Below are 25713 nucleotides of genomic sequence, written 5' to 3'. Positions count from 1 at the left end.
GAGCGGTGGCCAGGGCGAGCGGCCCCGCCCAGGGCAAGGGGCAGAGCGGGGATCACGACCAGTGGAGAAGCTCCGTAGCGCGGGAGGCTGCCCGCGAGTACCGGCGGCCCGACCCGCAGCGCGCACGCCGACCTGACCCTCTACCAGGTCCTCGACGTCAACTCTGCCGCACCCCCGCCAGCCGCCCCCGTGCGGCGGCCTGGATCCGGGAGGGCCCGAGCCCCCATTCGAGGGTGCGTCCGACGGCCGTCGCCAGGGGCCGGTCCCAGCCGGTGCGGACGGGGGCGGGGCGGTGGATGCCGAGTTCGGTGCGGGCCCAGTCGGGGAGGAGTCCGATCGAGGCGTTCATGAGCAGGCCTACGACCAGCCGTTCCCGTCGTGTGCGTCCGAAGCGGCGGAGGAACAGTACCGAGTCCAACGCGGCCTGGGTGGCGTGGAGTTCGGGGCGGAGGCGGGCCAGGTAGCGCTCGGCTTCGAGGTTGGTGCGCGGCACGTTCCGCGCACCCAACGCCTCTGCCACGGGGGCGACTTGGCGGTAGTAGGCGTCGCACTCGGCGGGGGTCAGCCGGAGCGGCCGGGATGCGTAGGTCTGGTGGCCGGCGAGGAAGCTGCGTACCTCGGCGGTGTGCACCCAGGTGAGCAGGTCGGGGTCGTCCGCGCGGTACGGCCGGCCGTCGGGGGCGGTGCCGTGCACCCGGGTGTGGATCCGCCGGACGAGGTCGATCACCTCGCGGGCGGCGGCCGAGGAGCCGAAAGTGGTCGTGGTGATGAACCGTACGGTGCCGTTCAGCCGCCCGACCGGATCGGCGCGGAAGTCGGAGTGCTGGTCGACCCCCGCCATGGCCAGCGGATGCAGCGACTGGAGCATGAGCGCGGCGAACCCACCGGTGAGCATCCCGGTGGCCTGCCCGTGCACCCGCCACACGGGGTCCCCCGGCGCGATCCCGAACAGCCCGGGATCGCCGAGCGGCCCCGCATACCGCTCCAGCTTGAGATCCCCGCCGTGCATGGTCGCCGTGAGCTCCGCCGCGATCCGTTCCCGCAGTCCCACCAGCACCTCCAGGGTCCGCCTCCCTCAGCCGAGGGTACCGATCCGCCCGGCGAGCACGGCCACGAGGATGAGCAGTCCGCACAGGGGGTTGGTGCCGAACGCCCGCCCGCAGGCTCCGACGTCCGCAGGGTCGGCCCGCCACACCTGCCATCCCAACTGCCCCGCGACCACGCACAGTCCGGGCCAGTACAGCGGCCCGAGCCCGGCCACGACCCCGAACCAGGCGAGCAGCACCACACACCCCGCGTACACGCCGCCCACCAGCGTCGGGCCGTGGCGCCCCAGCAGCACGACGGCCGACCGCACCCCGACCCGCACATCGGCCTCCCGGTCATCGTTGAGCCCGCAGGCGGCCCTTCTCGACAGTACCCCGTACACCAGGAGCAGCAGCCCGAGCAGCCCCCCGTCCCGGGGCCCGGCGATCGCTCCCAGGGCGATCCATCCGGGCACCACCAGGAGCCAGGCCCCCACCGGCCGGTCGAGCCGCAGCAACTCCCGATACGGCCGCACCCCGCCGGGGGCCCGCCCCACCAACCGGGCGGCACACCCTTGGGCCGGGACTTGAGTCGAGACTTGGGCCGGGGCTTGCGAGGCGACGGTCATCCCGAGTCATGGTCCCTTCCCAGGGGGATCGCATGCCGATCGCTCGGAAGCCAGTCGTCCGAGCGTCGACGGTCCCGCGGCGCATTCGCCTAGCAGTAGTGCAGCGACCGCCTCCGGAGCCTCATGCATCGCGTCGTGGCCGGTTGGGAGGTCGTGGACCTGCCATTCGGGATCGGCTGCGAGTCGGGTGCGGAGGTCGGCGAACGGCGTCCGGTCCTCCCATCCCGAGCAGTAGATGAACTCCCGACGGGGGACCCGGGCGAGCGTGCCTGTGAGCCGGATCGTCTGCAGGAACGAGGCGAGGGGATGGGGACGGCGGCGGGGGTCGCCTCCGTCCGGCGGCCGGACGGCATAACCGGTGGTCGCAGCGCCGGCAGCGAACGCCTGCCGGTAGCGCTCGGTCGTTGAGGACCAGCACGACTCGCCATCGCGTGGTACGTAGGCGTCGAGATGCACCAGCCGCGAGATCCGGCCGTCAGCGCGATCGGCGGCCGCGGCGATCACCATCCCGCCGTAGCTGTGGCCGACCAGCGTCGCGCTGGTGACGTGGGCGCGATCGAGGAGCCGCAATACGTCGTCGGCGTGCGTGTCGAGGTTGGCGGTCGCGACCGTCGCGTTGTCGTCGTCCGGCCGCAGACCGGTCAGGGTCAGGGCGTGAACGGCATGGCCGGCACGCTCCAACAGCGGAACCACCGCCTCGAACGACCAGGAGCCGTGCCACCCGCCGGGCACGAGGACGAACGTCGCCATGCGCTTCTCCTTCTCTCAAGCCGCGGGTATCGAGGCACGCTGCCTCGATGACATGTGGTTGGTCGGGCGCTTTGCGCGAGGAAAGACCAGTCCGCGTGGAGACAGTGTCACCAGATCAAGGTGTGGCCTGTTAACGATAGGATGCCAACCAATGCCTGTTCGCCGCCAACCTTCTCCGCACACCGGTATGACGTCACATGTGTGGCCGTCCGGCGGCCGTCACTTCTGGCCGTCCGGCGAGACAAGCGCAGTGCAGTCGCACGCACGGGGACACCTGGTGTACGCGGCCAGCGGCGTGTTGACAGTTCACACCGAGCGCGGCACGTCGATCGTTCCCGCCAACCGGGTCGCCTGGACCCCCGCGGGGTTCACGCACTGTCACCGCGCCCACGGCGACACCGACATGCGGATCGTCTTTCTCGCGCCGTCCCTCGCCCGGCTCGTACCGGACCATCCGGCCGTGTTCCTGGCCTCCGGGCTCGCCCGCGAGGTCCTGCTCGCCCTGACCGGCCCCCGCAACTACGACGACGCCGCGCCTGACTACAGCCCCTCCGCACGCTCCCGCCTCCTTCGAGTCCTCGTGGACGAACTCCGCGAAGCACACGAACAGCCACTGCACCTGCCGGAACCACGGGACGACCGACTGCAAGCCATCGCCCGGGTGCTGTACGAAACGCCGGCGGACAACGCCACGCTGGCCGAACTCGGGAAGACGATCGGAGCCAGCACCCGCACTCTCAGCCGACTGTTCCGCACCGAACTCGGCATGACCTTCTATGAGTGGCGCACACAGCTGCGCATCCACCACGCCCTCGTGCTTCTTGCCGACGGCCACGACACCACCCAAACCGCCTACGCCTGCGGATGGGCCAACCCCAGCAGTTTCATCGCGGCGTTCACCGACATCATCGGAACGACCCCGGGCCGTTACCGAACCAGCCGCCAGGGAACGGTCAGGCCCGTACCGGGATCGTCAAGTGATGTACGGACAGGCTGACCTGAGGACGCTTGAGCGGTCGTGAACCGAACGATCCGGACGTACCGTGCCCGACACCGACATGCCGGCCAACTCCGCGGGCCGCATGTACTTCTACCTGGGCTCGCCCAACAGCCTGTACTACGACTTCATCGAGTTCACCGTCGGCAACAACGTCTTCAACGGCAACACCACTCGGGTCGACGCCTTCGGCCTGAAGCTCGCCATGCGCCTGCACACCAGGGACGGTTACGACGTCGAGGTCGGCGAGAACCGGCAGACCTTCGCCGAGGACCGCGCCACCACCTTCCAGCGCTTCACCGACGCCGTTCCGGACCAGTTCAAGGTGCTTGCCCGGACGCAGTCTCCGTACCGGATCATCGCGCCCGGCAGCGACCCGAGCTTCCGCGCGGGCGGCGCCAACGCGAACTACTTTATCGCCTACGCCCAGTCCGTGGGTGTCAACGCGGCCACCTCCGACATCTTCGGCTGCGCCGCCTCCCTGGCGGGCAACCCCGACATGTGCGCCGCCCTCAACCGCCACGTCGCCACCCTGCCGGCCTCCCAGCAGTCCGACCCGGCCCAGTTCTACAAGGCGGCACCGGCGAACCACTACGCCGAGTTCTGGCACGACAACGCCATCAACCACCTCGCCTACGGCTTCCCCTACGACGACGTGGCGGGCCAGTCCTCCTTCATCTCCCACGCCAACCCGCAGTGGCTCCTGGTCGCCGTCGGCTGGTAGCCGATCCAGTGGCGACCACACCCGCCGCGACGGACGGCAGTACGGCCCGACCGGTGCCCAGGTCGCGCTGCGCTCGTCGTCCCGGTGGCCACGGCGCTGACCGAGTCGACGGCGGCTGAGTCGTCACGCCCCGGCCAGCGAGTCGACGAGCGCCAGGGCGTCGTCGACGGAACCCGCCGGGTCGTTGAGCGGGTACAGCACCCCGCGCACCGTGCGGGAGGAGTCGAGGACGAGAGTAAGGCGCTTGAGCCGGTCCACACCCGCTGCGCGGAAGGTGGGCAGCCGCAGCGCCGCGGCCAGTTGGAGGTCGGCGTCGGACAGGAGCGGGAACGCGATCCGCTCGTGCTCGGCGAAGGCGGCGAGTTGGTCGGGGCGCTGCGTGCTGACTCCGTGCACCTTGGCGTCGCGCTCCGCGAAGGCCGCCATCCGGTCGCGATAGGTGCACGACTCGAGCGTGCAGCCGCGCGCGCCCGGGATCTGGCCCCAGCCCGGCGGGTAGTCGTGCCCGCCGGGCGCGTAGGCCCCGGGGAAGCAGTACAGGACCGTCCACGCCCGGTCCGTGGAGACCGGGTCGATCGGCACACCCTCCGCGCCGACGAGTTCGAGCTCGGGCAGCCGACGCCCCACCAGGGCGTGTACGCGTCGGGTCTCGGCAGAGTCGGTCGCGCCGGTGGCCGACAGGACGCCGTCGCCCATGACATGGCGGGCGCCCCAGTCCTGGAGGGTGACGAGGACCGGTAGCAGGCCGCGTCCGGCCGGCGTCAGGTGGTACTCGTACCGGGGAGGGTGCGAGCTGTAGAGGCGCTTCTCCAGTACACCGTCCGCGACAAGGGCCTTCAGACGCTCGGTCAGTACTTTGCGGCTGATACCGAGTCCGTCCCGGAGCGCGTCGAACTGGTGCGTCCCACCCGCGACGTCCCGGATGAGCAGCAGCGTCCATGGATCACCGACCACCGCGAGCGCCTGCGCGATCGCGCAGTCCGGGTCGCCGAGCTCTGTGTACCGCATGATCCATGAGTATAGTCAGTTCCCTAAAGGAACTCACTCGACGGTCGCAGGGGGCAGGTATGACGACGGCGGTGCAGGGGCGGGGAGAGAGGGACAACCAGCCGGACGGCGCGTCGCGTGTGGCGGCGTTCTGGCGGTACTGGGGTGCGTCCACGGTGAGCGGGCTCGGCGACGCCGTGACGGCGGTCGCCCTGCCGTTGCTCGCGGTACTGGTGCTGCACGCCTCCGCATTCGAGGTCAGCCTGATCACGGCCGCCTCCTTCGCTTCGTGGCTCCTGATCGGCCTCCCGGCCGGAGTCCTCGTGCATCGTCTGCCGTTGCGCGGGACGCAGGTGGCGATGGATCTGCTCCGGGCCGCCGCGGTGGCCTCGGTGCCGGTGGCTGCGGCGTTCGGCGTCCTGAGCCTGCCGCAGCTGATAGTCGTGGCCTTGGTGGTCGGGCTGGCGTCCGTCGTCTTCGACGTCGGCAACTCGACCTTCCTGCCCTCCATCGTCAGCAAGGAGGAGCTCACCGCCCGGAACAGCCTCACCTCGGGGACCAGGGCGGCGACCCAGCTCGGTGGCCCTTCCCTGGGCGGCGTGCTGGTCCAGCTGTTCGGCGCGGCGACGTCGATCGTGGTCGACGCGGTGAGCTACCTCGTCTCGGCCGCGCTCATGGGCAGCCTGCCGCCGGTTGCGCACCCCGCGCAGGAGGGCCCGCGCCGCGGTATGCGCGAGATGATTCGCGAGGGCTGGCGGTACGTCACCCGCCACCCGGTCATCGGCCCCTGCACGGCGGACGCGACCGCCGTCAACTTCGTCTGCGGTGGCCTCATGGCGCTCACCCCGGTCTTTCTGGTCCGCACCCTCGACGCGTCGCCCGCCCTGGTGGGGATACTCATCGCGACCGATGGCCTCGGCACCCTGGTCGGTGCGGCGCTGACGCCCCGGATCGTCGCCCGCCTGGGCAGCGGCCGGGCGCTGCGCTGGGCCGCGGTGCTCTCCCCGTGTTTCGCGGTGCTGATGCCACTGGCCGGACATTCCCTGGCACTCGGTCTGTTCGCCCTGGGGAACGGCGGTTTCGCCGGGGCCGTGGTGGTGACGAGCATCGTGACCCGCACCTACCGGCAGACCGCCACACCCCCGGAACTGCTGCCGCGCGTGATGGCGACGGTCCGTTTCATCTCCTGGGGCGCGGTCCCGTTCGGCGCGCTGGCCGCGGGAGGTGCCGCCGCCCTGTGGGGGCCCCGCGCCTCTTTCGCACTCATGGCCGTACTCTCCACGGTCAGCCCAGCGATCCTCCTGGCGAGCCCGATCCGCCGGATGCGCGACCTCGCGTGAACGGGGCACCGCGGAGGTGACTCCACCGGCTCACAGGGGGCTCGAAACCGTCAGCCGTGCGGTCCGCCGCCCGCGCGTCCGGCATACCTGGAGAAAGGGAAGAGCTCGCGCCCCCGCTCCCGGCCAAGGTCATCACCGCAAGTTGCGCGGTCCGGCCACCTGACGGATCGTGGAAGAGACCGTGGAGGACCGCACCGTGCCGGACTGGCGCGCGGACGCCGGCATCCGGAGCGGCAGTACCCCGAGCACTATGGCGTGACGGTCGTGGAGACAACCGGTCGAGAACCCGCCTGATCTCGGGCCACGGCGGTGTCGTGGACGCCGAAGTCGTCGACGGCTGCCCCGTCGGGCTGGGCGCGGCGCCGTGCGCGTGGCTGCCTCACGGTGCTCCCTCCGGATCGACGGATCGGAGGACCACCATGACGATCAAGGGTTACGACGTATCCGCCTTCCAGAGCGCGGACTTCCCCACCGCCGGCACCAGCTTCGCGTTCATCAAGGCCACCGAGGGCCGTTCCTACGTCAACCCCAAGCAGAAGGAGCAGACCGCACACGCCCGCGCCGCCGGCCTGGTCGTCGGCTTCTACCACTTCCTGCATCCGGGCCACATCAAGGAGCAGGCGGCCCACTTCGTGGAGGCCTGCGCTAGCATCGAGCACGACCTGCTGGTCGTCGACTGGGAGACCAACCCGAACGGCACCGCGGCGACCTGCGCGGAGAAGGACTCCTTCATCGCCGAGGTCAAGCGGCTCCGCGGCTCCGACCACAAGGTCGGGCTGTACTGCAACCGGGACTTCTGGACTCACCGGGACACCACCAACAACGCGGGTGATTTCCTCTGGATCGCCGAGTACGGCGTTCACGCGGGCAAGCCCCACATCCAGGCCGACTGGACGTTCCACCAGTACACCGACGAGCCGCTGGACACCAACGTGGGCAAGTTCGCCTCCAAGGCCGAGCTGGTCGCGTTCGCGGGCAGCACCAACGGCGGGAGGAACTAGCGTCCGATACGCCGACGGGCGGGGCCTGGTGCTTCGCCCGCCGACCTCAGAACTGAGAACTGGTGAGCGCCTTGCAGTAGACCGTGGAACTACGCCGGACCGTCATACCGATGCGCTCGTACAGGGACAGCGCGCCGGTGTCCGAGTGTGTCCACAGCGTGCAGTCCCGCTTGCCCTGCCGGTAGAAGGCGCGGAAGGTCTCCCGCAGGAGCATGCGGGCGATCCCCCGGTGGCGCTGGTCTCGTCGGACCGCGACCCGTTCGACGTACCCTTCGTCGTTGCCGGGGACATCCAGGGACAGCACCGCGCCGACCATCTGATCGCCGGCGAAGGCGACCGGTGACGCCACGGGTGTGAACGTTTCGCGCTCAACCGTGTGCTGGGCCCATTCCGTATAGGTTTTTCGCCGTTGCTGCCACTCGTCGAAGGCGTCTTCGGTGAGCTGGTACGCCCTCTGTTCGTCGCCCGCGCGAAACGCTCGGACCGTAATGCCCACCGGTGGCTCGGGCACCTCCGGTTCGACCGGCATCGCGATCTCCAGCAGCCACTCGGTGACGAGCCGGGAGTACCCCCTGGATCCCAGGAGCGCGATCGCCGCTTGATCGCTGTCGGAGACCGTCTGGGCAAGCCGATCGCTACCCGACTGCCGGGCCCGTGCCTCGGCCCAGGCAAGCAGCAGACTGCCAAGACCTCGCTCCGTGTGACGGGGATGCACGTGGACCGTGGAGCGCCGCCCCTTCACCCAGCCCCAGCCGGCCAGCTCGCCCGCGCAGTCGTGAACGAGCACCGTGTCGGACTCCAGGCTCACCCCAGGCGAACCGAGATCGGCGGCTATGGCGTCGGGGCCGGTCGCAGCACGACCATGGAGCTCGACCTCACATGCAGTGACCAAGCGGTGAAGTGCGGTGACGTCAGCGGTGGTTGCCGACCGGCTTCGGTAGCCGGTCGGCAGGCAGATCAAGGAAGGAGCAGACATGGGGTGAACCCTGCGCCATCCGCACTCCAATGTCGACCTGAATACCTGGGTCGTCACCAGGCGGCGGAGCGCAGCCTCGGCGAGCCACTCGTCGGCCAGAAGCGGGAAGAACCCGCCACACAAGTCATCTGCTCCGCACGTACGCTCCTGCACGCGCGGCAGCCGCCGCGGCCTCGGCGGCCCGGTCCGCGGCGGCTTCGTCGAGGCGATCACAGCTGGTCAGGAGGCGGTAGTAGAGGGGGGCGGAGACAGCACGGATCACCTCATGGGTGTCGGTGCCCTCGGGTACCTCGCCCCGGTCGATGGCCTGCTGGACGCAGGGGGCCCACTCCTTGACGCGGATGTCGTAGAAGTGATGCAGGGCCTCGGCCGTCTTCGCCTCGCAGGTGGCGGCCGCGATCACGGCCTTGAACAGCGCTCCCTGCCGCGGGTCGGCCAAGGTGCGCTGCACAAGCCGGGCATTGGCCGTGAGATCGCCGAGCAACGAGCCGGTTTCCGTACGCGACAGTGACTGCTCGGCCATGTCCGCCAGCAGGTCGGCCACCAGGCCGGTCACCGTTCCCCAGCGCCGGTAGACGGTCGTCTTGCCCACCTCGGCACGGCGCGCGATGTCGGCGAGTTCCAATTGGGCGAAGCCCCTCTCAGCCAGGGTGTCCCCGGCCGCCTGGAGCACGGCCGCCCGGACCCGCGCCGTGCGCCCTCCCGGCCGGACACTCCCCGGCTCCGCGCCCTCAGCACCCTCCGCGCTCATAACGGGACCCCAGTTTCGTTAACTGCTTGTACCTGATACCTTGAGTCGCCATGCTAACGGAACTCTGAAACCGTTAGCCAGTGCCAGCTGAGACGATCGAGGAGCGGCCATGGAATACAGGCGGTTGGGTGCATCCGGACTCAAGGTCTCCGCGCTGAGTTTCGGTGCCGGCACCTTTGGCGGCCAAGGGCCGCTGTTCGGGGCCTGGGGCAACACCGATGTGCGAGAAGCGCGCCGCCTCGTGGACGTCTGCCTGGATGCCGGGATCACGATGTTCGACACCGCGGACGTCTACTCCGGCGGCGCGTCCGAGCAAGTGCTGGGCGAAGCGATCAAAGGCCGCAGGGACCAGGTGATCGTGTCCACCAAGACCGGTCTGCCGATGGGCGACGGCCCGGGCGATGCGGGCTCTTCCCGTTCCCGCCTGATCACCGCATGCGAGGACGCGCTGCGCCGGCTCGGCACCGACTACATCGACCTGTTCCAGCTACATGCCTTCGACGCCGGCACGCCGATCGAGGAAGTGCTGTCCACGCTCGACGATCTCGTCCGAGCGGGAAAGGTCCGTTACCTCGGAGTCTCCAACTTCTCCGGTTGGCAGACGATGAAGTCCCTCGCGATCGCAGAAAGGTACGGCCACCCGCGCTACGTCGCACATCAGGTCTACTACTCCCTCATCGGCCGTGACTACGAGTGGGAACTGATGCCCCTCGGACTCGACCAGGGCCTCGGCGCACTCGTCTGGAGCCCGCTCGGCTGGGGACGGCTCACCGGCAAGGTCCGCCGCGATCAACCGCTACCCGCCGGCAGCCGGCTGCACCAAACCGCCGACTACGGCCCGCCGGTCGATGACGCCCACCTCTACCGCGTGGTCGACGCCCTCGACGAGATCGCGCAGGAGACCGGCAGAGCCATTCCGCAGATCGCCATCAACTGGCTGCTCCAGAGACCTACCGTCTCCTCCGTCATCATCGGCGCCCGCAACGAGGAGCAGCTCCGTCAGAATCTCGGTGCCGTCGGCTGGGCGCTCACGCCCGACCAGATGGCGAAACTCGACGCGGCGAGCGGCAAGGCGGCGCCCTACCCGTACTTCCCTTACCAACGCCAGGAAGGCTTCGCCCGTCTCAACCCGCCAGCGGTTGACTTCACACCTCCGACGTCGCGCCGTCGTGCCGCACGGTGATCGTGCCGGTGCCGATGGGCACGTCCGCCACTTGGAGCCACTTCATCCCGGAGGGCAGCCGTGACTGTGTGGTCACCTGGTGCGCCGCCGCGTTCGGTGTGATTCCCATCAGGCCTTCGACGGTCTGGCTGACCAGGGTGAACGACACCTCGGGATAGTCGCCGTCAGGGCCCTGACCGGAGTTGACGTGCTGGAGCTCCCGCTCGCCGTAGATCTTCCGCATCCACCACCAGGCGGTGTCATCGCGGTTGTTCCTGAAGAACATGTCGGGCAGGTACGTGGTCGCCTCGATGTTGGGCGGTCCCTGCGGCCCCACCTCCTGAGCCTGGATGTAGTCGAGCTAGGCGTCGTTGCGCGGACCGGGGTCGATGATCTGCTTCATCGGCATGAACACGCTGTTCTCCTTGCCCCAGCCGGTGACCGGGACGTCGGATCGCTTCCGGCACGGCATGCCTGCCGCGCTCGGCCCTCGACCGAGCGGGTGCCTTCCGGCGCGCCGGAAGGTCGCTTCGCGCGAGCGGCCGCGGGTGCCTCCTAGCCTCGGTGACATGCTGGGGCTTCCTGCTCATGTCCGTGCCTGCCTGTTCGACCTCGACGGTGTCCTCACCCGGACCACGAAGGTGCCCGCGGCCGCCTGGAAGCAGATGTTCGATGGCTGTCTCCGCGAGGACGGGGTGGATGTGGTCGTCCGTGACCTGGCGGAATTCCTGGAGCCGCAGTGATCACACATCCCAGCTTCACGGTCGAGCCGTGGTGCCTGCGCGAGACCCAGCTGAACCTGGACGTGCTCGCCCAGAGCGAATCGGTGTTCGCGTTGTCCAACGGGCACATCGGGTGGCGCGGCAACCTGGACGAGGGTGAGCCCCACGGGCTGCCCGGCGCCTACCTCAACGGCGTCCACGAGCGGCACCCGCTGCCGTACGCGGAAGCCGGCTACGGATATCCCGAGTCCGGCCAGACGATGATCAATATCACCGACGGCAAGATCATCCGGCTGCTGGTCGACGACCACCCCTACGATCTCCGCTACGGTCAACTGCTGGCACACGAGCGGGCTCTGGACTTCCAGAGCGGTGTACTCAGCCGCACGGCGCGGTGGACGTCGCCCGGCGGCCGGACGGTCCGGATCACCTCACAGCGGCTCGTGTCCTTCACCCAGCGCGCGGTGGCCGCGGTGGTGTACGAGGTGGAACCGATCGACGGGCCGACCACGGTGGCCGTACAGTCCGAGTTGGTCGCCAATGAACAACTGCCCCGCCTCCAGAGCGACCCACGCGTGGCCGCGGCGATCGAGTCACCCCTGAGGGCCGAGGAGCACTTCGCACAGGACACCCGCCTGCGGCTGGTGCATTGCACCGGCCGCAGCGCACTGCGGGTCGGTGCGGCGGCCGACCACGTCATCGAGGGGCCCGGGAGCACCCGGTGGACGGCGCAGAGCGAGGCCGATGTCAGCCGTCTGACCGTGACCGCGGACCTGGTGCCCGGGCAGCCGCTGCGGCTGACCAAGTTCGTGGCGTACGGCTGGTCGGGGGAGCGTTCGCTGCCGGCCGTGCACGATCAGGTGGACGGAGCGGTGGCAGTCGCGGCCGGCACGGGCTGGGACGGTCTGCTCGCCGCACAACGGGCGTACCTGGACAACTTCTGGGCCGGCGCGGACGTCGAGGTCGAGGGCGACGCGCAGATCCAGCAGGCGGTGCGGTTCGCTCTCTTCCACGTGCTCCAGGCGGCGGCCCGCGGTGAGAACCGGGCCATTCCCGCGAAGGGCCTGACGGGAACCGGGTACGACGGGCACTCCTTCTGGGACACCGAGTCCTACGTCCTGCCCGTCCTGACGTTCACCGCGCCGGAGGCCGTCGCGTCGGCACTGAGATGGCGGCACCGGATGCTGCCGGCGGCGCGGGAACGTGCGGGACAGCTGGGCCTGTCAGGAGCGGCGTTTCCCTGGCGGACGATCGACGGCGCCGAGAGTTCCGCCTACTGGCCGGCCGGCACGGCCGCCTTCCACGTCAACGCCGACATCGCCATGGCCGCCGCCCGGTACGTCATGGCCACCGGGGACGAGGACTTCGAGCGCCACGAGGGGCTGGACATCCTCGTGGACACCGCTCGGCTGTGGCGCTCCCTCGGACACCACGACGCGGAAGGCGTCTTCCACATCGATGGTGTCACCGGACCCGACGAGTACAGCGCCATCGCCCGCGACAACCTGTACACCAACCTGATGGCCCGGCAGAACCTGCTGGCCACCGCCGACGCGGTCGCACGTCATCCGGAGCGGGCCGCGGAACTCGGTGTCGACGACGAGGAGACCGCAGCCTGGCGGGACGCTGCGGCTCGCATGGCGGTGCCGTACAACGAATCTCTCGGCGTGCACGAACAGTCTGCCGGGTTCACGAGTTTGCGGCGCTGGGACTTCCAGGCGACCCCGCCCGAGAACTATCCGCTGCTGCTGCACTACCCCTACTTCGACCTGTACCGCAAGCAGGTGGTGAAGCAGGCGGATCTGGTGCTGGCGATGATGGTGTGCCCGCACCTCTTCTCGGACGACCAGAAGGCGCGCAATTTCGCCTACTACGAGGCGCTCACCGTCCGCGACTCCTCCCTGTCGGCGTGCTGCCAGGCGGTGCTCGCCGCCGAGACCGGGCACCTGCGGCTGGCCTACGCCTATCTCGGGGAGGCCGCGCTGATGGACCTGGACGATCTGGAGCACAACACCCGCGACGGGCTGCACATCGCCTCCCTCGCCGGGACGTGGATGGCCCTGGTCGGGGGTTTCGGGGGCTTGCGCCGTTACATCGGCGAGGACGGAAGGCCTGACCTGCTGGCATTCGCACCGCGCCTGCCGGAAGCGCTGTCCCGGGTGGCCTTCACGGTGCTGGTACGCGGAAGCAGGCTGAAGGTGGACATCGGCCCGTCCCGTGCGCGTTACCGGTTGGTGGAAGGGGGACCGCTGGTCGTGATGCATCACGGGGAACGGATGACCGTGACCGTCGGCGCTCCGGTGGACCGGCCTGTGCCTCCCGCGCCCGTGCGCCCCGAGCCACAGCAGCCGCCGGGCCGCCGTCCGATGGGCTTGTCGGGCGGGGAGGAGCAGCAAACGGAGACACAGGTGGCCCCGCCCTAGATCGTGATCTTGTTGCCCTCGGCGAGCGGCGGCGCGTGGACGGGCCAGGACCCGGGTCACTCGGACCCGGGGCGCAGGACGGGGGCCGAGGTACCGCCAGGCCGCGGCACCGGGACCTGCCCCAGCCCGGCGATGCGGGCGAGTCGCCGGTACGAGTCCACCAGCGCTGTTCGGTCGTACGTGCTGGTCGTGACGAGCACCTCCTGTGCCCCGGTGTCCTTGAGCAGCCCCTCCAACTCGTGCGTCACCCGGTCCTCGGTGCCGGCTATGTGACCGACGAGCCCATCCTCGTAGAAGCCGCGTTCCCTGGCGGTCATGGTCAGGGACTCGATGCGCTCGGCCGACGGCAGGGGCGGGAAGGTGCCGTGGGTCCGCGCGTGCGCCATCGACCAAGCCTCGGGAAGCAGGATCCGGCGGGCGTCCTGCGGCGTGTCCGCCACCGCGACCGTGCCGGAGACGACGACATATGGCTCGCTCGCCCACTCGGAGGGCTGAAAGTTCTGCCGGTAGCGCTCGATGCCACGCAGCATCCTCTCCCGGTTTCTCAAGTCCCCGATGACCATGGGCAGCCCGGCACGGGCGGCGATCGTGGCGCCCTGGCCCATGGCCAGTACGAAGGGCGGCACGGTCAGGCCCTCCGAGGGCCGTGCGTGGACGCCGGTGGCGGAGGTGCCCCGGAACCATCCCAGAAGCTCGGCGAGTTGGCCGGCGAAGTCGTCGGCGTCGTCCTTGTCGCGGCCGAGCGCCTTGCGTACCCCGTCGGTGAAGCCGACGGAACGGCCGAGCCCCATGTCGATCCGGCCGGGGAAGAGCGCCTCCAGCACGCCGAACTGCTCGGCCACGATGAGCGGCCGGTGATTGGGCAGCATCACGCCACCGGTCCCCACCCGGATGCTCCGGGCGGCGGCTGCGACGGCCGCGGCCAGCACCGTGGGCGCGGAGCCGGCGACGCCGGGCACTCCGTGGTGCTCGGAGACCCAGAACCGGTGGTACCCGAGCCGCTCCGCCTCCTGGGCAAGTCCTACGGTGTCCCGCAGGGCGTCGGTGCCGTCGTGTCCCTCGCGCGTGCGGGAGCGGTCGAGCACGGAGAAGCGGGTCTCTGCGAATGGTGAGCTCACAACGGGTTTCAACACCCGGGAGAGCGTGGGATTCCCTGGTGCCCCGGCCACGGCGCTCTTCGCACGCAGCCCCGACCGGACACCTGTCGGGGCTGCGTGCGATCCGGTGATGAGTCAAAGGTCCGCCGACATCAGCTGTCCGTGCACGGCGGTCACCAGACCTTCACAGGGGCCGGTACCAGTCGATCTCAGCCGTCCCGGCGGCGGCAGGCCAGCCACACCGCGGCGGCCACGCCTGCGACCGCCAGCAGCAGGTTGCGGTTGCCCCGAATCAGTTGTGCCCCCTGGGCGGTGGTGTGCCGCACGGGTTCGGGGGCCTTCTCCTCCCAGAGCCGGCTGGCTTGCGCCGCCTTGGCGCCGGCCTGCTCGCGCGCTTGGACGGCCTTGTCCTTCACCGGGTCGGGCAGTTTGTCCTGTATCTGGTGAGCGATGCCGGAGGCTTTGCTCTTCAGTTCACCCGCCTTGGCAGCGGCCTGTTCTTTGACCTCGATGGCTTTCTCCCGGGCGTGGGCCTTGACGTCGGTCTTGGCCGCGAGGGCCTCGACCGTCTCGCCGAGCTCGGCACGAGTCTGCTCGACCTGCTCGCGCAGTTCCTCGGGGCTGGAGGCGGTGGGCTCGTCGTGCGGCGGTTGGGTCATCGGTGTGCACTCCCTTTGATCTCGGCCACGTCGGCCTTCACGTTCTCGATCGTCTGCTCGGGCGCGGGCGGCGCGGCCTGGTCGACCTGCTTCTTACCGGTCAGGGCCATCACCGCGGTGATCACGCCCAGGGCCGCGGTCACGATCAGCGCTGCGGCCCACACCGGCAGCGGCACCGCCAGCGCGGCGATCACGGTGGCGACCAGGGCCTGGAGCGTCAGGAAGCCCACGATGCCGGCGCCGCCGAACAGGCCGCCGCCCTTGCCGTAGCGCTTGCCCTTCTCCTTCATTTCCGCCTGGGCCAGCCTGAGCTCGCCCCGCACCAGCTCGGTCAGCTGCTCCGAGGCTCGCTGCACCAGCTCGCCGACCGGCTCGGAGCCACTGCTGTAGGTGCTGTGGCCGGGGTCGGCGGACGGCGGCTGAGTATTCGACACGGCGGTCACCTCCCGTCGATTGCGTTCCTGTGGGCCGGACACGGGGTTGCCCGGCCTCCGTCGGGCACGCGGGTACCCCGAACGTCCCAGTTCAGGGCAGGCGTTCTGCCTGCTGGTCAGCACCGGTGACCGTCGGGTGCGTGAGCCGGCACGAGGTGGGCTCGTTCGCAGGCCGCTACGGCCGCGCCGGCCAGTTCCGCAGCAGCAGGCGTGGGGCGTGCCGAGTGAGCCAGGCGCTGATCAGGCCGATGGCGCCGCCTGCGACGACGTCGCTGGGGTAGTGGGCACCCGACTGCACCCGCTCGACCGCCACCATCGCGGTCGGTATCGCGCACAGAGTCCCGGCCAGTGGCCACGCGGGAGCGACGGCTGTGGTGAAGGCGACCGCGGCCGCGGTGTGCCCGGAGGGGAACGATGACGAGTCGGGACGGTCGTCGACCTCATCGTGCGGGATCCACTCCCTGGGCGGCCTGGGGCGATCGGCGAGCTGCTTGCACAGTCCGTTGGAGACCAACTGCGCCACGGCCAGGGCCGCCAGGCCGGCGACCGCGGCCTTGCGGCCACGCCACCCGCCGAGCGCCGCCATCGACACCGCGGCACCGCACCACAGCTTCGTGCTCTCCGCGCTCTCCTCCACCGCCGACAACACTGTCGCGACGCGGGACGGAGTACGGGAAGCCGCCCGCCGCGTCAGAACCTGGTCAGCGTCACGCCACATCGTCAGCAACCTCATGAAGTGCACATGTCCCGCCGAGGCACACCCCATACCGACGATCTGCCGACCGCCCAGGCGGCCCGAGTGTCAGGCTCGCCAGTGCGAGGCTCAGCGTGGCCCGGCCACTGGGGCCGGGACCTGTGCCGGCGCGTCGCGCAGGCCGAGGCGCAGGTGCTCCACGTGGTAGAGGGCCTGCCCCAGCAGTTCGGCGACGTGGCTGTCGTAGAGGGCGTAGATGACCGAGCGGCCCCGGCGCTCGCCGGTGACCAGGCCGAGGTTGCGCAACAGGCGCAGTTGGTGGGAGCAGGCCGATTGCTCCATGCCCACGGCATCGGCGAGTTCGGTCGCCGCGCACGGGCCTTCCTGGAGGCGGGCCAGGATCCACAGCCGGGAGGGCGTGGCGAGGGCCTGGAGGGTGGCGGCCACGTCGGCCGCGCCGACCGCCTCGAGGCGCTGGCGCGCGGTGGCGGTGGTCTTGGCGTCAGCTCCGTGGCCCATGGGCTACATCTTACGGAGACGAACCCATGAACACATGAATGCCTCTTCATGTGATCCTGTACGGTGGGAGAGCGGCTCGCCGGGCTTCCGGCTGCCCAGCGTTTCTCGCCATGCCGTTGTGAAGGACTCCCGCTCCCATGACCTCCACACTCGCCCCGGCCCCGGCCCCGGCCCCAGTCGCCCGCGCCGCGCATTCGCGCGACGGGGACGCGACCCGGCGCCGTACTCGTGTCCTCGCCTTGCCCGAGGCGCGCTGGGCGGCCGGGGCCACCGCCCTGTTCCTGCTCGCCCTGCCCCTGCAACTGGTCGGTGCCCCGGCCTGGGTCTGGGGGCCGCTGTACGCGGTCGCCTACGGGGCCGGCGGCTGGGAGCCGGGCTGGGCAGGTCTGCGGGCCCTGCGCGAGGGGACCCTCGACGTCGACCTGCTGATGGTCGTGGCCGCGCTCGGGGCGGCGGCGATCGGGCAGGTGATGGACGGTGCGCTGCTGATCGTCATCTTCGCCACCTCCGGCGCGCTGGAGGCGCTGGCGACGGCCCGCACCGCCGACTCCGTACGGGGTCTGCTCGACCTGGCGCCCGCCACCGCAACCCGAGTCGACGCGGACGGCGCCGAAGAGCCGGTCGCCGTCGAACACCTCTCGGTCGGCGACACGATCCTCGTACGGCCCGGCGAGCGCGTCGGCGCGGACGGCAGGGTGCTCGACGGGACCAGCGACGTCGACCAGGCGACCATCACCGGCGAGCCACTGCCCGTCGTCAAGGCGAAGGACGACGAGGTTTTCGCCGGCACCCTCAACGGCACCGGTGCGCTGAGGGTCCGCGTCGAGCGTGACGCCTCCGACACGGTGATCGCCCGGATCGTGCGCATGGTGGAGGAGGCGTCCGAGACCAAGGCCCCGACGCAGTTGTTCATCGAGAAGGTCGAACAGCGCTACGCGCTGGGCATGGTGGCGGCGACCCTCGCCGTGTTCCTCGTGCCCCTCGCCTCCGGCGTGAACCTCACCGACGCACTCTTGCGGGCCATGACCTTCATGATCGTGGCCTCACCGTGCGCGGTGGTGCTGGCCACCATGCCGCCCCTGCTGTCGGCCATCGCGAACGCCGGACGGCACGGCGTCCTGGTCAAGTCGGCCGTGGTGATGGAACGGCTGGGGCAGGTCGACGCGGTGGCGCTCGACAAGACCGGTACCCTCACCGAGGGCGCCCCGCGCGTCACCGAACTGCGACCGCTGACCGGATCTGTTGATGAGGGGGAGTTGTTGGTCCTCGCGGCTGCCGCGGAGCACCCGAGTGAGCACCCGTTGGCGAGGGCCGTCGTGGACGCGGGGCGTGAACGGGGGTTGACCTTGCCGGTGGCGGACGAGTTCGACTCCACCCCCGGTGTCGGCGTGACCGCGACCGTCGACGGCCGCGTGGTCTCGGTGGGGGCGCCGGCTCGGCTGCTGAACGGGGCGACGGACGCCGAATCCGCCCAGGCGACGGCGCTCGCCGGTGAGTTGGAGGATGGGGGACTGACCGCAGTGCTGATCACGGTGGACGGTACCCCTGTGGGCGTGTTGGGCATCGCCGACCGGCTGCGCCCCGACGCCACCGCTACCGTCGGCGAGCTGACCTGCCTCACCGGTAACGCGCCCCTGCTGCTGACCGGTGACAATCCGCGAGCCGCCGCCCGCCTCGCCGCCGAGGCCGGCATCGAGCACGTGCGGGCCGGGCTGCTGCCCGAGCAGAAGGTGAGCGCGGTCAGGGAGCTCGAGCGGGCCGGTCGCAAGGTGATGGTGATCGGCGACGGCGTCAACGACGCCCCCGCACTGGCGGCCGCGCACACCGGCGTCGCCATGGGCCGAGCGGGCTCCGACCTGGCGTTGGAGACCGCCGACGCGGTCATTGTCCGTGACGAACTCACCACGGTGCCCGCCGTGATCTCCCTGTCCCGGCGGGCCCGCGCCCTGGTCGTCCAGAACCTCGTCATCGCCGGTGTCTTCATCGCCGGCCTGGTGGTCTGGGACCTGGCCGGCGACCTGCCGCTGCCCCTCGGCGTCGCGGGCCACGAGGGCTCCACCGTGATCGTCGGCCTCAACGGACTACGGCTGCTGCGCGAGGCGGCATGGAAGCGGGCCGCCCGATGAGCCGCCGCAAGGCACCCACAGCACAGGCGGCACCCCGGTGCACGGTCACCGTCTGCCGAGGCTGCTGCTGCGGCACCGCCAAGATTCCCGGTGTCGACCACACGGCCCAACTCGCCACGCTCAAGGCCGACCTCGGCCCAGTGGCCCAGGTCCGTGCGGTCAACTGCCTCGACGCCTGCGAACAGGCCAACGTCATCGTCGTACAGCCCTCCCCGGCCGGGCGGGCCGAGGGCGGGCGGCCTGTATGGCTCGGACTGGTCAACGACCCCGATGCGACAGCCGACATCGTCGAGTGGGTGCGGGCCGGTGGCCCGGGGATCGCCGAGCCGCCGGACATCCTCGAGCTCTACGAGTTCTCGCCGTCCCGGCGCATACGGCGGGCCGTCGAGGACTGAAGAGTGCCGGACCGTAGCTGATCGGGCCCTGGTGACGGTGTCGGCGGGTGCCGATCCGGTCCGGCTGAGCGGACCTCCAATTGGGCGCAGCGAGGTGGGGGCCCCTGCGATGATCCGCAGCACCGGCAGGGCGTGGCCCGCGAGGACGGGGAGCCCCGCACGGCAGGCGCGGCAGCGCCACGGGCGCCGGCGGGTAGTCCACTGGGCCCGGGCGCACGCGGGCATTTCGCAAAGTACGTTGAAGGCCCGGCCAGGTGCCTCCGTGTTCGCGTATGTTCGCGTATCCGTAGCGGTCTGAGCCCCGTACTACGCGGCGGGTACCCGCAAAGCGGCCAGCACCGGCAGGTGATCCGTGGCTGCCCGGAGGTCTCGTTCCGAGACTCCGGGCAGCCCCATCGGCACCCCGCATCCCAGCACCTTCACCCCCTGTGTCGCGAAGACCGCGTCGATCCGCTGGAGGGGATCGCCCAGCCGGGTGGTGTGCTCCCGCCCCCACGGCTTCGTCGCCCAGCCGTCCTGAAGGGCGTCCGCGAGCAGGACGAAGGTGCGGCCGTCGGGCCGGTCGTTGAGGTCGCCCGCGGCGACGGCGTACGGCACGTCCAGGGTGGACAACCTCTCGAGGAGCAGCCGGCCCTGCTCGTAGCGCTCCTGGTCGTCGATACTCAGGTGACAGCTGAGCACACCGAGCCGGGCCCGGCCGAACCGCAGACACGCGGTCGCGAAGCCGCGCTGGTGCAGACCGGGGGTACGGGGCAGCAGGACGTCCTCGGTGCGCTCCACATGGGCGCGGAGCGAGGAGAGGATCATGGGGCCGGAGGCGGTGGCGCCACCCGACACGTACACGAGCCCGGAGGTCCGGGCGAGGCGGGCGGCGGCCTTGCGCCAGCGGAAGAACCGCGGCGCCTCCTGAACGCAGACGACGTCGGGCCGACAGGCCCGGATCACCCGGGCGAGGGCCACGGTGTCGTCGCGCATGGAGCGGATGTTGTAACTGAGCACGCGCACGACCACGGAGCCGTCGGGCTCCGTCGCCGACTTGGGCAGATCCTGCACGCTTCCCCTTCCCGCCGTGACGGCGCGATGCGAGACGGCGATGCCCGGCGGTGAGCCCGCCTGAGCAGGTTCGGCACCGCCGGAACGCGCCGTAGTGGTTCATGTCCGCTGCGGCGGAGAAAATGCCTGGCGGCCGACCTGCCGCACCCCACAGTGGGGCAGCGTCACGCTTCGGGGCGAACGTCTTGGCCGGCTCGGCCAGGCCTCGGATGCCTGGGTCTGGCTGGGCCAGGCTCGGCGGGCGTGCGACCGCTTCGCCGATCGAGACTGGTGGTCGGCCCCGCCGGGCCCTGTACGGCCTGTGGGCCTCGGGCCCTGCCGCCATCGGGTTCGCCGATCTCTACGCGGCCGCCGTGACGACATCCCCCGGAGCGGCGACTTCATCGAGCGGCTGGAGTCCGGCTGGAAGAAGCTGTCCGAGGGGCTCAGCGACAAGACCTCGCAGACGCAGGACGTGATTCCGCACGATCTTGAGGGGCCGCCCGAGGGCGTCAGCGGGTGGGTGGGGCGAACTCGGGCTGGTCGAGCAGGCGCAGCCAGCTTCCGTCGGGCTGGCGCCGTACGACCTGTGCCCGCGCGCCGGCCCCGTCCTTCGGCGGGGTCGAGGTGAGGGCGATGTCGCCGCTGATCAGCGTAGGCAGGGGCGGTTCCGGCTCGAAGCGGGGAGCGTTGGCCAGCACCTTCTCCCACACCGCACGGATGGCCTCCCGGCCCACTGTCAGTTCGCCGGGAGGGTAGGCCATCACCGCATCCACTTCGTACAGCGCGGCGACCCCGGCCGCGTCACCGGCATTGGATCGCTCGACGAACAAGCGAGTGATGTCTTCGGGCCGCATGGCCTGCTCGTACTCCGGCATGGGTTTCCTCCTGACGTGGGGCTCCGGCACCTCTCAGCCTGGTCGCCCGCCGGTCAGAAGTCCAACAGATGCATTTTCTACGAACTAGAATCTGTGATTATGGAGCTCAGGCAGCTGGAATACTTCGTCGCAGTCGCTGAAGAGCGGAACTTCACCCGTGCGGCCGAGCGAGTGCACATCAGCCAGTCCGGCGTCAGCGCCCAGATCCGCCAGCTCGAACGCGAAGTCGGTGCTGAGCTGTTCGACCGGTCCGCCCGCACCGTCACCCTCACCGCCGCGGGGAAGGCCGCCCTCGGACCCGCCCGTGCCGCACTCGCCGCAGTTGGGACGGTCGGCCAGGCGGTGGGCGAGGTGACCGGCCTGATCCGGGGGCGGATCACCGTCGGGATGGTCATCGGCTGCACCGTCACCCCGCTGTTCGACGCGCTCGCGGCATTCCACGCAGCGCATCCCGGTGTGGAGATCTCGCTGCTGGAGGACAGCTCCGACCGGCTCCTCGAGGGCGTGCGTACCGGCGCCGTCGACTTGGCACTCATCGGGGCTGCGACCGCCACCCCTGACGGACTGGACGCGCTGACAATCATCCGCGAACGGCTCGTCGCGGCAGTCCCGGCCGGGCACCCCTTGGCGAGACAGCGGGTGGTCACCCTGCGCGACTTGATGGCCTACCCAATCGTGTGCATGCCACCCGGCACCGGCCTGCGCGCGGCGTTCGACCAGGCCTGCGCGGCACAGGGCCTCCAACCCGCGATCGCGCTGCAAGCCAGTGCCGCGCATGCCATTGCCGACCTCGCCGCCCGCGGGCTCGGCGTCGCCGTCCTCAGCGACTCGATGACCGAGAGCTGCCGCGACCGGCTCACCGCTCGCACCATCGTTGATGTCGAAACGCCGGCATTGCTCGCCCTGATCTGGAAGAACGCGCACAATCCCTCGGTGCGCGAGTTGCTCGTGCACAGCCGACGAGCATTCGCGGACTTTCTGGGGCTGCGTCAGTAGAAGTCGTCCAGCGGCTTCACTGCGAACCCACGGGCGACGTGTACATAGGTGGAGCCGACCGCCCGCGCGAAGACGGGCGCGTCTCTGGCGTGGCTACCTGACGTCGACGTAGTCGCCGGCCGCCGTCGAGGCGGCGGTGGTCGTGTTGGTGGCGAAGGAGAAGCGGTAGTACCCGTCGGCCGTGGCGGTGGTGGTGGTCTTGAGCACGCCGCCGGTGCTGCTCGTGACCTTCTTGAGGGTCGTGTAGGTGTTGCCCCCCTTCTTGCGGTACTGGAGCAGCACCTCCTGCCCGGCGTAGCCGGCGTACTTGCCGTTGTTCCAGTCGGCACGCTTCAGGCTGCCTGTGACCGTGATGGTCTTTGCCTTCTTCACCGGCTCCGGGGCGGCGTTGGCGGTCAACCGGGACGCCTTCTTGATCCGGGTGGTGGCAACGTCGTCGTCGTAGCTGGCATTGGCGTAGAGGTCGTACCCACCGAGGAACACCTTCCAGGTCCCCGCGACACCGTTGTTCTTCAGGTCGGACGCGGCGTTGATGTGGAAGACGGCCTTGCAGGCGTAGACGCCGGTCCGGGTGGTCGACTCGGTGCAGGTGGGGTCGTCGTCGGTGCCCAGGGATCCGGTGATGGTGTCCGTGCTGGAGCTGTCCGTGCCCTGCCAGAGGAAGGCTTCCGTGAGGGCGACCCCGCTCGAACTGGTGGCGGTGTACGTCACGGTGACGGACTTCTTGGTGGTGGTGCCCAGGACGATGTCCTTGCCGCCGTTGATGGCCGCCTTGGAGAAACTGATGTTGCCCAGCGAGGTGTTGGGGTGGACATCGTGAGCGGCGAAGGAGCCGAGCCTCGCCGCCGAACCCGGACGCTCCGCCGCCTGAGCGGCTGCCGGAAGGCACAGCGCCGAGAGAGCGATGGCGCCGGAAAAGGCTACCGACATGGCACGTGTACGCATGTGAATCCCCGTGAGGTCGAAGTAACCCGCCGGAGGTCTCCGAGCAGGCATGCCGGGCGCTTGCGGCGCACAGGTCTCATGCGCACAGTACGTCGCGCGGCCCAAGGCTCCGCATCCGTGGAACTACGCAGTTCACCACGGGTGCCCACGGCCGCCTCCTGTGCCGGGGGTCTACAGCGGTGTTGTCGAAGCCACGGGGTGAGGCTGTGGTCAGTGTCCGCCGCTCGGAGGCTCGCAGCCGGTGCCGTCGGGATAGCCGCCGAAGGCATCCGCCTCGGTGGAGTCACGGCTCATCGCGCCTTCCACACACCAGGGAGCGACGCCGATGTCGATGAGGAAGCCGACCCCGGTGGGCCCGTCCTGGTACGCCTGGACCTTCCCTGCGGAGTAACCGAGGCCGGTCAGTGCTTCGCGGACGTTGTCCGGGGCGAAGTCGCCGCGCCGGCGCAGCGGTTCGAGGGCACTCTTGACGCGTCCCACGGCGGCGAGTCCTTTGCAGCGGTTCTGGCCGTGGAGCGGGATGGGAACTCTGAAGCCGTGGTTCTCGGCATAGTGATCGGTCGGCGGCACGGTTGAGCTGGGGGTAGTGGCGGCCGTGGGCGCCGTCGGCTTGGGGCTCTCGCCGGGGCAGGGGAAGTCCGCCGGTGTGCTCGGCGTCGATATGCCCGTCGGCGTTGGATGCGAACGCCGGTACGCGTCGGCGGTACCCCCTGCCCGCTGCGTTCCGCATCCCGCCGCCAGCAGGACCGTCACCGCCAACGGCAGCATCCCGAGCCGGGCTCTCGTCTTCCTTGGCATGGTCATCCCCCGATCCTTCCCCCGTAACTCAGCGGGCGTCATGAGTACTTCTACTCATTGGGCCACAACGCCCCGCCCGTTGACCTTCGGTGACACCATCGACGCTGCCCGTCCAGGCGATCGGCGGGCCCGCGTAGTGGGTCGTGGCCGGCGGGGTGTCAACCGAGGCTGTTGCCCCACAGGGAGGTGTCGGTGCTCTTGAGGCTGGGGACGCCGCCGTACGTGCCGCCGTCGGCGGTGACGAGCGGGGCGGAGAGCTGGTCCTCCAGAAGTCCGTCGCGGACCCGCACGATGGTGCTCTCGTGGTCGGTCCTGCCGGGCTTGAACGTCTTGCCGTCGATCGCGGCCTTCAGGTAGTACAGACCGTACTTGGCGTAAAGGTCGACCGGCTGGGACACGGTGGCGTCGATGTTGCCGTCGGAGATGTTCTCGAGCTCCCGGGGGATGCCGTCGTTGGAAACGACGAACACGTGCTTCTTGTCCTTCGGGCCGGCGAACATCCCCTGCTGCTTGAGCACGTGGAGCGTCCCGGACAGGGCGAAGCTGGCCTGCATGTAGATGCCCTTGATGTCCGGGTGGGCGGACAGGTCGGTCTGGAGTTTCTGCGCGGCGACTTCCCCGTCCCAGTTGGTGGCCTCCGCGAACACCTTGATGTCCGGGTAGTTCGCCTTCATGCATGCGTTGAACCCCTGCGTGCGGTCACGACCGTTGCTCGACGAGAGGTCGCCCTGGAGCATCACGACCTTGCCCTTGCCGCCCAGCTTGGCGCCGAGGTACTTGCAGGCCTTCTCGCCGTAGGCGCGATTGTCGGCGCGGACCACCATGTACACCTTGCCGATGTCGGGGCGGGTGTCGATGGTGACGACCGGGATCTTCGCCGCCTTCAGCTGAGCCAGGACCGGCGCGATGGCGAAGGTGCTCTGCGGGGCCATCGTGATGCCCTTGACGCCTTGGAGGATGAGTGTCTGTGCGTTGGCGGTGAGGTTGGCGATGTCGTTCTGCGAGTTGGTGGTCTTGAGCGTGAGGCCGAGCTGCTTGGCGTACTCCGGCGTGTACTTGATGTACGAGTTCCAGAAGTCGGTGTCGGAGCGCGGGTAGTCGACACCGACCACCGGCTTGCCGCTCGACGTGGCCGTGGTACCGGAGCCGCCGCTACAGGCGCTGACCAGCGCCAGTGCGACGAGGGCGGAAGCAGTGGAGCAGAGGACGGGATTGAGCCTCATCGGTACTTCCTCGCGCCGGGTCCTGAAGCGCCTGCCGTCTGCCCTTCGGAAGGGCTGGTTGCGAAAGCGGCGGGCTCGCTTGCCCAGCAGTGCGTCTCGTCAATCGTGTCGAGTTTGCGGTCTGACCTGCACAGAAACCGAAAATCACCTCTTTACCCAACCTACATGGACAAATATTCTAATCGCATCCAGTCGCTGCTATAAGTCTTGATCGTCGAGGTGTACGTGCAGGTCAGCGAGGTGGCTGGGGCGTGGGGGCGGCCATCGTGATCATGAGCGTCTATGGCGACGCTGGACGATCAGGTGACCCTGGAGGCGACGGCCGGACAGCGCACAGTCGCCCTGTGCCTGCTGTCGCTTTCAAGGCCCCTCACGTACAGCGAGCGGAGAGGCGTCCCGCAAGCGAAGGTACGGATCTCGGGCGGCGGCG

The 25713-nt window shown here is 69.9% G+C and carries 26 protein-coding genes and 1 pseudogene; 10 read left to right on the top strand and 17 right to left on the bottom strand.

Going from position 1 to position 25713, the window contains the following annotated elements:
* Nucleotides 1–157: 157 nt before the first annotated feature.
* The 3 genes from ACFY01_RS24345 to ACFY01_RS24335 form a co-directional block, all read right to left on the bottom strand.
* Nucleotides 158–1051: an oxygenase MpaB family protein gene (locus ACFY01_RS24345; RefSeq protein WP_390737822.1), complete on the bottom strand. Its 894-nt coding sequence runs from the start codon at nt 1049–1051 to the stop codon at nt 158–160.
* Between the two features lie 24 nt (nt 1052–1075).
* Nucleotides 1076–1582 carry a hypothetical protein gene (locus tag ACFY01_RS24340; RefSeq protein ID WP_390737821.1) on the bottom strand — a complete coding sequence of 169 codons (507 nt, stop codon included), beginning with the start codon at nt 1580–1582 and terminating at the stop codon, nt 1076–1078.
* A gap of 78 nt (nt 1583–1660) precedes the next feature.
* Nucleotides 1661–2404 (bottom strand): alpha/beta fold hydrolase, encoded by a 744-nt coding sequence (locus ACFY01_RS24335; RefSeq protein ID WP_390737820.1) that lies wholly within the window; start codon nt 2402–2404, stop codon nt 1661–1663.
* A 250-nt stretch (nt 2405–2654) separates the two neighbouring features.
* On the opposite strand from ACFY01_RS24335, the gene ACFY01_RS24330 reads away from it, so the two are divergent.
* Nucleotides 2655–3401, top strand: coding sequence for an AraC family transcriptional regulator (locus tag ACFY01_RS24330; RefSeq protein WP_390737819.1), 747 nt, complete (start codon nt 2655–2657; stop codon nt 3399–3401).
* 49 nt (nt 3402–3450) lie between these two features.
* Nucleotides 3451–4125: pseudogene (locus ACFY01_RS24325) on the top strand (glycoside hydrolase family 64 protein); the annotation flags it as partial.
* Nucleotides 4126–4248: 123 nt separating this feature from the next.
* Here the strand turns inward: ACFY01_RS24325 and ACFY01_RS24320 are convergent.
* A complete protein-coding gene (locus tag ACFY01_RS24320) occupies nt 4249–5133 on the bottom strand; it encodes a winged helix-turn-helix transcriptional regulator (protein WP_390737818.1) in 885 nt (294 codons plus the stop codon).
* A 59-nt stretch (nt 5134–5192) separates the two neighbouring features.
* Here ACFY01_RS24320 and ACFY01_RS24315 point away from each other — a divergent pair, with 59 nt between their 5' ends.
* Nucleotides 5193–6452, top strand: a complete 1260-nt coding sequence (locus ACFY01_RS24315; protein ID WP_390737817.1) for an MFS transporter — start codon at nt 5193–5195, stop codon at nt 6450–6452.
* 419 nt (nt 6453–6871) lie between these two features.
* A complete protein-coding gene (locus ACFY01_RS24310) occupies nt 6872–7453 on the top strand; it encodes a glycoside hydrolase family 25 protein (protein WP_390737816.1) in 582 nt (193 codons plus the stop codon).
* A gap of 46 nt (nt 7454–7499) precedes the next feature.
* Here ACFY01_RS24310 and ACFY01_RS24305 read toward each other — a convergent pair whose 3' ends face one another.
* Nucleotides 7500–8429 (bottom strand): GNAT family N-acetyltransferase, encoded by a 930-nt coding sequence (locus ACFY01_RS24305; RefSeq protein WP_390737815.1) that lies wholly within the window; start codon nt 8427–8429, stop codon nt 7500–7502.
* Between the two features lie 124 nt (nt 8430–8553).
* Nucleotides 8554–9180, bottom strand: a complete 627-nt coding sequence (locus tag ACFY01_RS24300) for a TetR/AcrR family transcriptional regulator (RefSeq protein WP_390737814.1) — start codon at nt 9178–9180, stop codon at nt 8554–8556.
* Nucleotides 9181–9289: 109 nt separating this feature from the next.
* On the opposite strand from ACFY01_RS24300, the gene ACFY01_RS24295 reads away from it, so the two are divergent.
* Nucleotides 9290–10363 (top strand): aldo/keto reductase, encoded by a 1074-nt coding sequence (locus ACFY01_RS24295; protein WP_390737813.1) that lies wholly within the window; start codon nt 9290–9292, stop codon nt 10361–10363.
* Here the strand turns inward: ACFY01_RS24295 and ACFY01_RS24290 are convergent.
* Nucleotides 10326–10679: a hypothetical protein gene (locus ACFY01_RS24290; RefSeq protein WP_390737812.1), complete on the bottom strand. Its 354-nt coding sequence runs from the start codon at nt 10677–10679 to the stop codon at nt 10326–10328. The two genes, ACFY01_RS24295 and ACFY01_RS24290, sit on opposite strands and share 38 nt — an antisense overlap.
* 232 nt (nt 10680–10911) lie before the next feature.
* Here ACFY01_RS24290 and ACFY01_RS24285 point away from each other — a divergent pair, with 232 nt between their 5' ends.
* Together ACFY01_RS24285 and ACFY01_RS24280 are read left to right on the top strand one after the other, a co-directional pair.
* Nucleotides 10912–11085, top strand: coding sequence for a hypothetical protein (locus ACFY01_RS24285; protein ID WP_390737948.1), 174 nt, complete (start codon nt 10912–10914; stop codon nt 11083–11085).
* Nucleotides 11082–13487 carry a glycoside hydrolase family 65 protein gene (locus ACFY01_RS24280; protein ID WP_390737811.1) on the top strand — a complete coding sequence of 802 codons (2406 nt, stop codon included), beginning with the start codon at nt 11082–11084 and terminating at the stop codon, nt 13485–13487. Before ACFY01_RS24285 ends, ACFY01_RS24280 begins: the two co-directional genes overlap by 4 nt.
* A gap of 56 nt (nt 13488–13543) precedes the next feature.
* Here ACFY01_RS24280 and ACFY01_RS24275 read toward each other — a convergent pair whose 3' ends face one another.
* The 5 genes from ACFY01_RS24275 to ACFY01_RS24255 all read right to left on the bottom strand — a co-directional run bounded on the left by ACFY01_RS24275 (nt 13544) and on the right by ACFY01_RS24255 (nt 16890).
* Nucleotides 13544–14605, bottom strand: coding sequence for an LLM class flavin-dependent oxidoreductase (locus ACFY01_RS24275; RefSeq protein WP_390737810.1), 1062 nt, complete (start codon nt 14603–14605; stop codon nt 13544–13546).
* Nucleotides 14606–14793: 188 nt separating this feature from the next.
* Complete coding sequence (locus ACFY01_RS24270; RefSeq protein ID WP_390737809.1) at nt 14794–15243, bottom strand: DUF3618 domain-containing protein; 450 nt, start codon at nt 15241–15243, stop codon at nt 14794–14796.
* A complete protein-coding gene (locus ACFY01_RS24265; protein WP_390737808.1) occupies nt 15240–15677 on the bottom strand; it encodes a phage holin family protein in 438 nt (145 codons plus the stop codon). Before ACFY01_RS24265 ends, ACFY01_RS24270 begins: the two co-directional genes overlap by 4 nt.
* A gap of 175 nt (nt 15678–15852) precedes the next feature.
* On the bottom strand, nt 15853–16410 hold the full coding sequence (locus ACFY01_RS24260; RefSeq protein ID WP_390737807.1) for a phosphatase PAP2 family protein: 558 nt from the start codon (nt 16408–16410) through the stop codon (nt 15853–15855).
* 90 nt (nt 16411–16500) lie between these two features.
* Entirely contained in the window at nt 16501–16890 is a 390-nt protein-coding gene (locus ACFY01_RS24255) for an ArsR/SmtB family transcription factor (protein WP_390737806.1), read from the bottom strand.
* Nucleotides 16891–17027: 137 nt separating this feature from the next.
* On the opposite strand from ACFY01_RS24255, the gene ACFY01_RS24250 reads away from it, so the two are divergent.
* Together ACFY01_RS24250 and ACFY01_RS24245 are read left to right on the top strand one after the other, a co-directional pair.
* A complete protein-coding gene (locus tag ACFY01_RS24250) occupies nt 17028–19016 on the top strand; it encodes a heavy metal translocating P-type ATPase (protein ID WP_390737805.1) in 1989 nt (662 codons plus the stop codon).
* Nucleotides 19013–19411 (top strand): (2Fe-2S) ferredoxin domain-containing protein, encoded by a 399-nt coding sequence (locus ACFY01_RS24245; RefSeq protein ID WP_390737804.1) that lies wholly within the window; start codon nt 19013–19015, stop codon nt 19409–19411. Before ACFY01_RS24250 ends, ACFY01_RS24245 begins: the two co-directional genes overlap by 4 nt.
* 306 nt (nt 19412–19717) lie before the next feature.
* On the opposite strand, the gene ACFY01_RS24240 is transcribed toward ACFY01_RS24245, so the two are convergent.
* Entirely contained in the window at nt 19718–20464 is a 747-nt protein-coding gene (locus ACFY01_RS24240; protein ID WP_390737803.1) for an endonuclease/exonuclease/phosphatase family protein, read from the bottom strand.
* A gap of 491 nt (nt 20465–20955) precedes the next feature.
* Nucleotides 20956–21321, bottom strand: a complete 366-nt coding sequence (locus ACFY01_RS24235) for a YybH family protein (protein WP_390737802.1) — start codon at nt 21319–21321, stop codon at nt 20956–20958.
* Between the two features lie 99 nt (nt 21322–21420).
* Between ACFY01_RS24235 and ACFY01_RS24230 the strand changes: the two genes are divergently transcribed.
* The gene (locus tag ACFY01_RS24230; protein WP_390737801.1) at nt 21421–22317 is read left to right on the top strand and encodes a LysR family transcriptional regulator; all 897 of its coding nucleotides are present in this window, start codon (nt 21421–21423) and stop codon (nt 22315–22317) included.
* A 93-nt stretch (nt 22318–22410) separates the two neighbouring features.
* Here the strand turns inward: ACFY01_RS24230 and ACFY01_RS24225 are convergent, their stop codons facing one another.
* The 3 genes from ACFY01_RS24225 to ACFY01_RS24215 all read right to left on the bottom strand — a co-directional run bounded on the left by ACFY01_RS24225 (nt 22411) and on the right by ACFY01_RS24215 (nt 25283).
* Nucleotides 22411–23247 (bottom strand): hypothetical protein, encoded by an 837-nt coding sequence (locus ACFY01_RS24225; protein ID WP_390737800.1) that lies wholly within the window; start codon nt 23245–23247, stop codon nt 22411–22413.
* A 225-nt stretch (nt 23248–23472) separates the two neighbouring features.
* Nucleotides 23473–23742 carry a hypothetical protein gene (locus ACFY01_RS24220; protein ID WP_390737799.1) on the bottom strand — a complete coding sequence of 90 codons (270 nt, stop codon included), beginning with the start codon at nt 23740–23742 and terminating at the stop codon, nt 23473–23475.
* A 476-nt stretch (nt 23743–24218) separates the two neighbouring features.
* Nucleotides 24219–25283: a sugar ABC transporter substrate-binding protein gene (locus ACFY01_RS24215; protein ID WP_390737798.1), complete on the bottom strand. Its 1065-nt coding sequence runs from the start codon at nt 25281–25283 to the stop codon at nt 24219–24221.
* Between the last annotated feature and the right edge of the window lie 430 nt (nt 25284–25713).

The organism is Streptomyces sp. NPDC001480 (genome assembly GCF_042894725.1).
Lineage (GTDB): Bacteria > Actinomycetota > Actinomycetes > Streptomycetales > Streptomycetaceae > Streptomyces.
This window is presented reverse-complemented; position numbering and strand designations above follow the sequence as displayed.